This is a genomic window from Thioalkalivibrio sp. (assembly GCF_007692535.1).
Classification (GTDB): Bacteria; Pseudomonadota; Gammaproteobacteria; order Ectothiorhodospirales; family Ectothiorhodospiraceae; genus Thioalkalivibrio.
The window spans coordinates 1-6,832 of the sequence record NZ_REBW01000236.1; the positions used below are offsets into that span (position 1 = coordinate 1).

At 64.0% G+C, this 6,832-nt stretch carries 10 protein-coding genes; 6 read left to right on the plus strand and 4 right to left on the minus strand.

The annotated features are described in order from the left end of the window. Window positions 1-124: 124 nt before the first annotated feature. The 4 genes from EA346_RS13350 to EA346_RS13365 all read left to right on the plus strand — a co-directional run bounded on the left by EA346_RS13350 (window position 125) and on the right by EA346_RS13365 (window position 2,183). A complete protein-coding gene (locus EA346_RS13350; protein ID WP_296759436.1) occupies window positions 125-577 on the plus strand; it encodes a hypothetical protein in 453 nt (150 codons plus the stop codon). Between the two features lie 154 nt (window positions 578-731). Further along, window positions 732-965, plus strand: a complete 234-nt coding sequence (locus EA346_RS13355; RefSeq protein WP_296759438.1) for a plasmid stability protein stbC — start codon at window positions 732-734, stop codon at window positions 963-965. After that, entirely contained in the window at window positions 962-1,384 is a 423-nt protein-coding gene (locus EA346_RS13360; RefSeq protein WP_296759439.1) for a type II toxin-antitoxin system VapC family toxin, read from the plus strand. Before EA346_RS13355 ends, EA346_RS13360 begins: the two co-directional genes overlap by 4 nt. Before the next feature lie 160 nt (window positions 1,385-1,544). Beyond that, window positions 1,545-2,183 carry a class I SAM-dependent methyltransferase gene (locus tag EA346_RS13365; protein ID WP_296759441.1) on the plus strand — a complete coding sequence of 213 codons (639 nt, stop codon included), beginning with the start codon at window positions 1,545-1,547 and terminating at the stop codon, window positions 2,181-2,183. An 81-nt stretch (window positions 2,184-2,264) separates the two neighbouring features. Here EA346_RS13365 and EA346_RS13370 read toward each other — a convergent pair whose 3' ends face one another. The 4 genes from EA346_RS13370 to EA346_RS13385 are packed head-to-tail and all read right to left on the minus strand — an operon-like array spanning window position 2,265 to window position 5,000. Beyond that, a complete protein-coding gene (locus EA346_RS13370; RefSeq protein ID WP_296759443.1) occupies window positions 2,265-2,672 on the minus strand; it encodes a c-type cytochrome domain-containing protein in 408 nt (135 codons plus the stop codon). 33 nt (window positions 2,673-2,705) lie between these two features. Beyond that, window positions 2,706-3,017: a c(7)-type cytochrome triheme domain-containing protein gene (locus EA346_RS13375; RefSeq protein ID WP_296759444.1), complete on the minus strand. Its 312-nt coding sequence runs from the start codon at window positions 3,015-3,017 to the stop codon at window positions 2,706-2,708. 17 nt (window positions 3,018-3,034) lie between these two features. After that, window positions 3,035-3,598, minus strand: coding sequence for a DUF2231 domain-containing protein (locus EA346_RS13380; RefSeq protein ID WP_296759445.1), 564 nt, complete (start codon window positions 3,596-3,598; stop codon window positions 3,035-3,037). Window positions 3,599-3,602: 4 nt separating this feature from the next. Next, window positions 3,603-5,000 carry an ethylbenzene dehydrogenase-related protein gene (locus tag EA346_RS13385; RefSeq protein WP_296759446.1) on the minus strand — a complete coding sequence of 466 codons (1,398 nt, stop codon included), beginning with the start codon at window positions 4,998-5,000 and terminating at the stop codon, window positions 3,603-3,605. A 789-nt stretch (window positions 5,001-5,789) separates the two neighbouring features. Here EA346_RS13385 and EA346_RS13390 point away from each other — a divergent pair. Together EA346_RS13390 and EA346_RS13395 are read left to right on the plus strand one after the other, a co-directional pair. Next, window positions 5,790-6,191, plus strand: coding sequence for a molybdopterin dinucleotide binding domain-containing protein (locus EA346_RS13390; protein WP_296759449.1), 402 nt, complete (start codon window positions 5,790-5,792; stop codon window positions 6,189-6,191). A 25-nt stretch (window positions 6,192-6,216) separates the two neighbouring features. Next, window positions 6,217-6,832 (plus strand): MauM/NapG family ferredoxin-type protein (locus tag EA346_RS13395; RefSeq protein ID WP_296759448.1); only part of this gene is annotated, 616 nt, incomplete at its 3' end.

Sequence of the window (6,832 nt, forward strand, 5' to 3'; positions counted from 1 at the left end):
TCTGGCGCCAGGTCATCGAGTATTTCGACGCCTACCTGATCGGCCTGACCGCCACCGCTCTTCTGGAGCGGATCAAGGTCGGGCGCGCGAAGGCGCCAAAGACCAGAAGAATGCGGGTTCAGGCATGAGTAATTTTCAACGTGACGGCTCGATCAGCAATTCCCATGTCGGACGGGCTTTCGAACAACGGGCGCGGAAGATCCTTGCGGATCATGGCCTCGCGCTGGAGTTGAACCACAAGGTTCCCTGTGGCCTGCGAAACCTTAAAAAGGATCATGCCTTCGATCTTGGCTCAGAGGACCCGAAAGTGATCGTCGAGTGCAAGTCGCAGACATGGACATCCGGCGGTAACGTTCCGAGCGCGAAGATGAAGAATTGGGCAGAGGCCATGTTTTATTTTCACATGGCACCCCCGGATTACCGAAAGATCTTCTTCGTTGAACGAAGCCAACGAGCGGGCCGCGAGGAAACCCTGCTGGGCTATTTTCGCCGCACACAAGCTCACATGATCCCCCATGATGTGGAGTTCTGGGAGCTTGACCGCGATAGTGACCGGTGCACGATCTTTAAGCATTAGTCGATGCAAGCAGGCGATCACGCCCTCGAGGAAACCCTCGGTCAGGGCCGACGTTTCATGGTCATGGCGTGTTCCGTTTGGCTGTCCAATTGACAGCCCGCAGCTGGTGCTGTCAGATACGAAATATGACAGCATTCGCCAGAGGGCCCGCGCCATGCCCACGATGACCGTGAGAAACCTGCCCGACGACGTCCATCGGCGGATCAAGCTCTATGCTGCCGAACACGGCATCAGCGCAGAGGCCGCCGCCCGCCGGCTTCTGGACGAAGCCACCCGTCCTGCCGACCGGCTCGGCGACGTTGTGGTCGCTTTTGCCAGCGCCAGAAAGGCTGATTTTCCCGACACACCACGCGACCGCTCACCGATCGACCCCGCGGATTTCTCGTGATCGTGCTCGACACGAACGTGATCTCGGAACCCATACGGCGCGCGCCGGACGGCGCTGTCGTCGAATGGTTGAACGGGCAAAAGGACACGGCACTGTTCACCACCAGCATCACGGTGATGGAACTGCGTTTTGGCCTGGCACGGCTGCCCGAGGGTAAACGCAAGGCCGATCTTTGGGCCGTTCTCGATTTCACCCTGTCGCGACTGGTCGGGCCGCGCATCCTGCCCTTTGACACTGCCGCCGCGATCGAGGCCGCCCGGATCGCCGCTCTGGCCGAAGCCGCGGGCACTCCGATGGGGCAGGCCGATGGCCAGATTGCCGCTATCGCCAGGACACACGGCTTCGCCGTTGCCACCCGCGATGCCGATCCCTTTCAACGCGCCGGTCTGACGGTCATCAATCCATGGAAAGCCGTATGAGCAGGGGTGCCGGGGGCGACGCTGCTTTGCGGCCATGGGTAGGTGCGAGATTGTGGAGCGTCTGGACAGGGTGCTCATGGTCGGCTTCCTTGAGGAGGCTATGAGGTGATGACGTCATGACGCTGCGGTCGAAGGCAGGGCAGACATGGGGCCTGCGCAAATGAAAGAACACTGGGAAAAGGTCCACACCTCGAAGCGGGAGGCCGATGTGAGCTGGTTCCAGGAACACGCGCGGCTGTCCCTGCAGTTGATCCGGGACTCCGGGGTTCCCACGGACGCCGCCATCATCGACGTGGGCGCAGGGGCCTCGCGCTTCGTCGACGACTGCCTGCGCGAGGGTTACCGCCACCTCAGCGTGCTGGACGTGTCCGCGGCGGCGCTGGCGACGGTGCGCGCGCGACTTGGCGAGCGGGCGGGCGAAGTGCATTGGCTGGAGGCCAACGTGCTCGATGCCGCTCTGCCCGCCCACGCCTATGACGTCTGGCACGATCGGGCGGTGTTCCACTTCCTGACCGACCCCTCGGATCGCCAAGCCTACGTGCAGCAGGTGCTGCGCGCGGTGAAGCCGGGGGGCCTGGTGATCGTCGCCACCTTCGCCGAGGACGGACCAACCCTGTGCAGCGGGCTGCCGGTGATGCGCTACAGCCCATCGGCCCTCCACGCCGAGTTCGGCGCCGCTTTTCAGCTCCTCGGCCACCGGCGGGAGACGCACCAGACACCCACTGGGAAGGAGCAACCGTTCGTGTACTGCCTCTGGCGCACGAACCCTGGTGCGCTGGAGGCGAGTCCGGAGGACTGACGGTTCGCACCAGGGTCGCGCAACCGGCACGCGGCTCCTGTCCCGTGAGTACCGCCCGGATACGGCGGGCCGACGGAGCGTTCAGTTGTCGAGGGCGCCCTGCTCGACCCATCTGCGCAGCAGTGCGATCTCGGAGTCCGGAATTCGGTCGCGGCCATGGGGCATCGCGATGGACGGGTGGGCACGGCCCTCGACCAGTTGGTTCAGAACGCTGTTCAGGGGCTCGCCGGGCTCAATGATGGGACCAAAGCGGGTGCCCTGCATCAGCGATGCATAGCTGGTCATTTCCAGGCCGCTTGCTTCATATCCGGGCTCTCCCGGCTGGTGACACTCCAGGCAGCGTTTCTCGATGATCGGCTGTATCTGGGCGCTGTAGCTCACCGTCCTTTCTCCGCAACCCACGAGGGTGGTGCCGGCCAGGGTCAGGCCGGCGAGTGCCAACGCTGCACCGAGAAGCCGGTTCATCGATGGTCCTTCCTTCTTTTCCATGGAATCTCTCCTCTGTGCGTCATTACCTACCGCCTAACCGCCCTCGTGGCAGTTGCCGCAGTTGCGCCGTACGCCGAAAGCCTTCTCGCCGTCATGGCAGCCGAAGCAGAATTGATCGCTGCGGTGGTCGCCAAACGAGATCCGCGCCGACCGGCTCACGTCGAACACGCTCATGTGGCAGCTGGAGCAGCGCATGCCCGCCTCGTAGTGTGAGGTGCCGGAGAAAGTGACCACTCCCTCGTCCTCGGGGGCGAATTCAACGCTCAGCCCGGGTGGCACCGCCTGGGCGAGTCCGATCAATCCCACCGAGACGAGCAGCGCGAGTATCAGGAAAGGAATCTTCATCACTTTCTCCCTCGGTCTCAGGCGGGCCGTTGCGCCGCCCGTCGGCTGATGCCGGCGATGACTGGCATCGCCACGATCATCGCGGCGAGCAGCACCAGCACCCAGGTCGGGAAATAGAACGTCGCATAGACCTCCCAGCCGACCTGTCGGAGCACGTCGCTGAGGAAGGTCGGGGCGCCGTGGAGATGGCCGCCCAGCGTGCCGGTAATGGTGAGCAGGCCGGTTCCCAGGGCGCCCAGGCCCAGCATGATCAGGCGATTGACGACGCCGTCCCAGACCCTCTCGCCGACCCACCAGCGCAGGAAGAGAACGGAGGCCCAGTAGAACATGGACCATGTGGCAGCCATCATGTGGTTGCGTCCCAGCGGCGTGGTCTGCAGCGTATCCGGCGGCCAAACCATCAGGCCCAGCACATAGGCGATCAGGCCCGAGATCACGCCCAATAACAGGAACGGCACCAGTACCCGATCGAAGGCGCGGGCCAGTGGGCCGTCGGAAAGCGCCCGGACGATCAGGATCACGGATCCGGCGGTCCAGAAGGCCACCGGGAAATGCACCATCAACGCATGATAGGGTCCCATCGCCTCAGCCCTCCCTTCGTCCGAGTACCAGGCTGATCGACAGGACAAAGCTCACGATCAGCAGGGTGCCGGCGATCAGGCTCAACCACCACTGCCGGCGGATTTCCCGCTCGAATTCGATCTCCACGCCGTATTGCGCCAGCTGTGCCGGCTTGTGCCGGAACTTCACCGGAACACCGTCGGCAATGTACTTGGCGCCGGCGTGGATCTCGCTGGTGAGTCTTGGCCAGTCGACCTGACCCGGATAGAAAAGGGTCACCTCGTGGACGGCGACCCGATCCCAGTCCGGCGTGTCTCCAGAGAAGCGGGCCGCGACGAGGTCGGCCTCCCTTCCCAGCCCGATCTGCAAAGGCATGGAGACGTAATGCCAGCGGCTCGCTTTCGCGTCGCGATGCACTGCCAGAGCGATGTCGTAGACCCCCTGGTCGTGAAGAATCTTGTCCTCCAGGGGGTATCCCGTGTCCAGGCTGCGCTCGAGAGTCACGTCCCAGTAGCCGTCGGCCCATCGACCCTCGCCCTGCACGCGGATCGCGGCCCGCGAACCGCTCGGCTCCCGCAGAACATGGCCCGGAAGCACGTCACCCTCCTGCCACTCCTGCTCCGAATCGAACGCGACCGCCGATGCCTCCGCAAGGTAGTAAAGCCCGTCCATGTCGGCACGGTCAGCCGAGACCTCCTCCCAGCGCAGTGCCCGCACGCCGGTCGCGTCCGGGTCGAACATGAACCGGGGTTCCCCGGCAGCGCCGTCCCAGTTGCTGGCGAACGGCCCGTCGCCGGAGTCATAGAGGCGGTACCAGGCGATGTGCTGATCGTCGGACCAACCGATCGGGTTCGACAGCTGCGCGCGCCAATGCCAGAGGTCAAGGAAGTAGCCCGCTTCCCTTTGGGCGGCGAGGGTTTCCGCGTCGACGAACGAGTACCAGTCGTCGGCATCCAGCCGCGTGGCCGGTAGATATTTGCGCCGGTAGGCCAGATCCTCGTCCGTCTCCGCTTCGCTGTCCGTGAAGTCGCGCATCCCGGTGCCGACGGTGATGTAGCCCCCGTAGCGTTGAAACTCCGGCACGCTGCCGTCGTCGACCATCATGCTCAGACGATCCTCGTAGATACCGTCCGGTTCGGGTCCGACGGGTGCGCGAATCTCCCGCACCCAGTTCCCGTCGGAGTAGCGCAGCAGATCGGCATGAAGATGCGGTCGTTCCGCCGGCCAGCGGTAGCGGAACAGGATCCGCTGTCCGTCATAGGCAACCTGCAGCTGCAGCGGCATGGTCAGCTCGCTCGGAATCCAGATATGCCGATCCGGATCGTTGCGAACCACACCGCTGCCATGGGTGATCAACGCAAGAAACAGGGCCGCAATGAAGAGCGTGGTGACAATGAGCAGGGCCGACTGACGCTTGAGCATTTTCCTCCTCCTTGGAGCCTTGGGCACGCTCATTTCATGTCGATCGCAATCCCTCTGGCGCAGCTGCCCAAAAGGCATAGTAGAGGGGGCTGCCATGAGGATCTCACGGTCGCGTTGACGCCAGCGGTATCGACTGTGAGGCAATCGGCCTGCCGTTCATGAATTCCACCGCCTTGCTCGATCATGCGGGGGGCGTCAATTTCTGTCTGATCAAGCCTGGGGCTGCGGCTCACACCCGCCCCAGCGAAAACGCTACCCTTCCTGCCTGGTCCTGCGTGTGCCGCCTGTAACCATTCGACACCCGTTGATGGCCCGATGGGTATTTCGGATATTCCCCTTAAAAGACTAGCAGGGTTCTGATATTCCGCGATATCTCTTGATACGTAGCCCCATCGGGTTAGCGCCTCTACCCAAGATTGGGTCGGACCGACAGCTGAGCCGTTGCGGCCGTCCATCGAAAAGAGCGCGTCGGGGCGCAGGGCGGGTCAGCGCGCTGTCGGGGGGCTTGCGCAAAAAAAAAGCGCCGTGTGGGTCAAGGCAACGATCGCGCGCGCCCACTTGACCGGCGTCAAGACGCCCAAGACGGAAGCGAACCAGCCTATCTCTTCAATTCGAGATCGGGGGGGGGCCTGAGATGCGCAGGTTACACCGCTCCACCGCCACCTGCGACCCTATGTCACCAAGGGTGCCGGGTTCGAGTTCTACGGAAAACTGCAGAATTCCATCCCGAGCGGTGACCTCGACCAGGTCACGGACGCGACCGCGGTCGGACTGCCGGGCAAGGCCAAGATCTTCTTCCGGCCCTATGCCGTTGCGGTCGAGCAGCCCGATGCGAACTACGACCTCTGGTTCTGCACCGGGCGTGTGCTCGAGCATTGGCATTCCGGCACGATGACCCGAAGGGTTCCGGAGTTGCACCGGGCGGTTCCCGCGGCAGTCCTGTGGATGCATCCCGAGGACGCGGCGGAACGCGATCTGCAGCGTAACGATCTGGCCTGGATCGAGTCCCGGCGCGGCAGGGTGCAGATCCGGATCGAGACCGGCGGACGCAACACCATGCCCAAGGGTACGGTCTACGCGCCATTCTTCGACGAGGGTGTCTTCATCAACAAGGTGGCCATCGACGCTGCCTGTCCGATCTCCAAGGAGCCGGATTTCAAGAAATGTGCGGTCAAGGTGGTCAAGGCCTGAGGGCCGACGACTTCCGGGGCGAATCATGTCGACAGCAGCAGGCAAGGGGCGGCGGGCGTTCCTGATCCGGCTGGCCCAGGGCGCGAGTCTCGCGGCCGCAGCCGGCCTGGTCTGGACCTACGTGCTGCGCAATCAGGCCCGGGCGACCCCGTTCGCCCTGCGGCCTCCTGGTGCGCGCGACGAGGCCGACTTCAACGCGCTGTGCATCAAGTGCGGCCAGTGCGTGAATGCCTGTCCCTACGACACCCTGCGTCTCGCGACGGCCTGGGAGCCCCGCCCGATCGGTTCGCCGTATTTCCTGCCGCGGGAAAACCCCTGCCTGATGTGTCCGGACATCCCCTGTCGGGCGGCCTGCCCCACCGGGGCCCTGGGCCGGGAGATGGAGCGCATCGAGGATGCCCGCATGGGGCTGGCGGTGATCGATACCGAGAATTGCCTGTCCTGGCAGGGACTGCGCTGCGAGGTCTGCTTCCTGGCCTGTCCGGCCAGAGGCAAGGCCATCTCCACGGAGCGTCGACTCGCGCCGGATGGCGGTTACGTTCAGATGGTTCCTTGGGTGCACTCGGAGCACTGCACCGGCTGCGGTCGAATCCGTTCGCAACGCCTGAGGGGTCGTCGCGTCAGGGATTCCGGGGAACTCG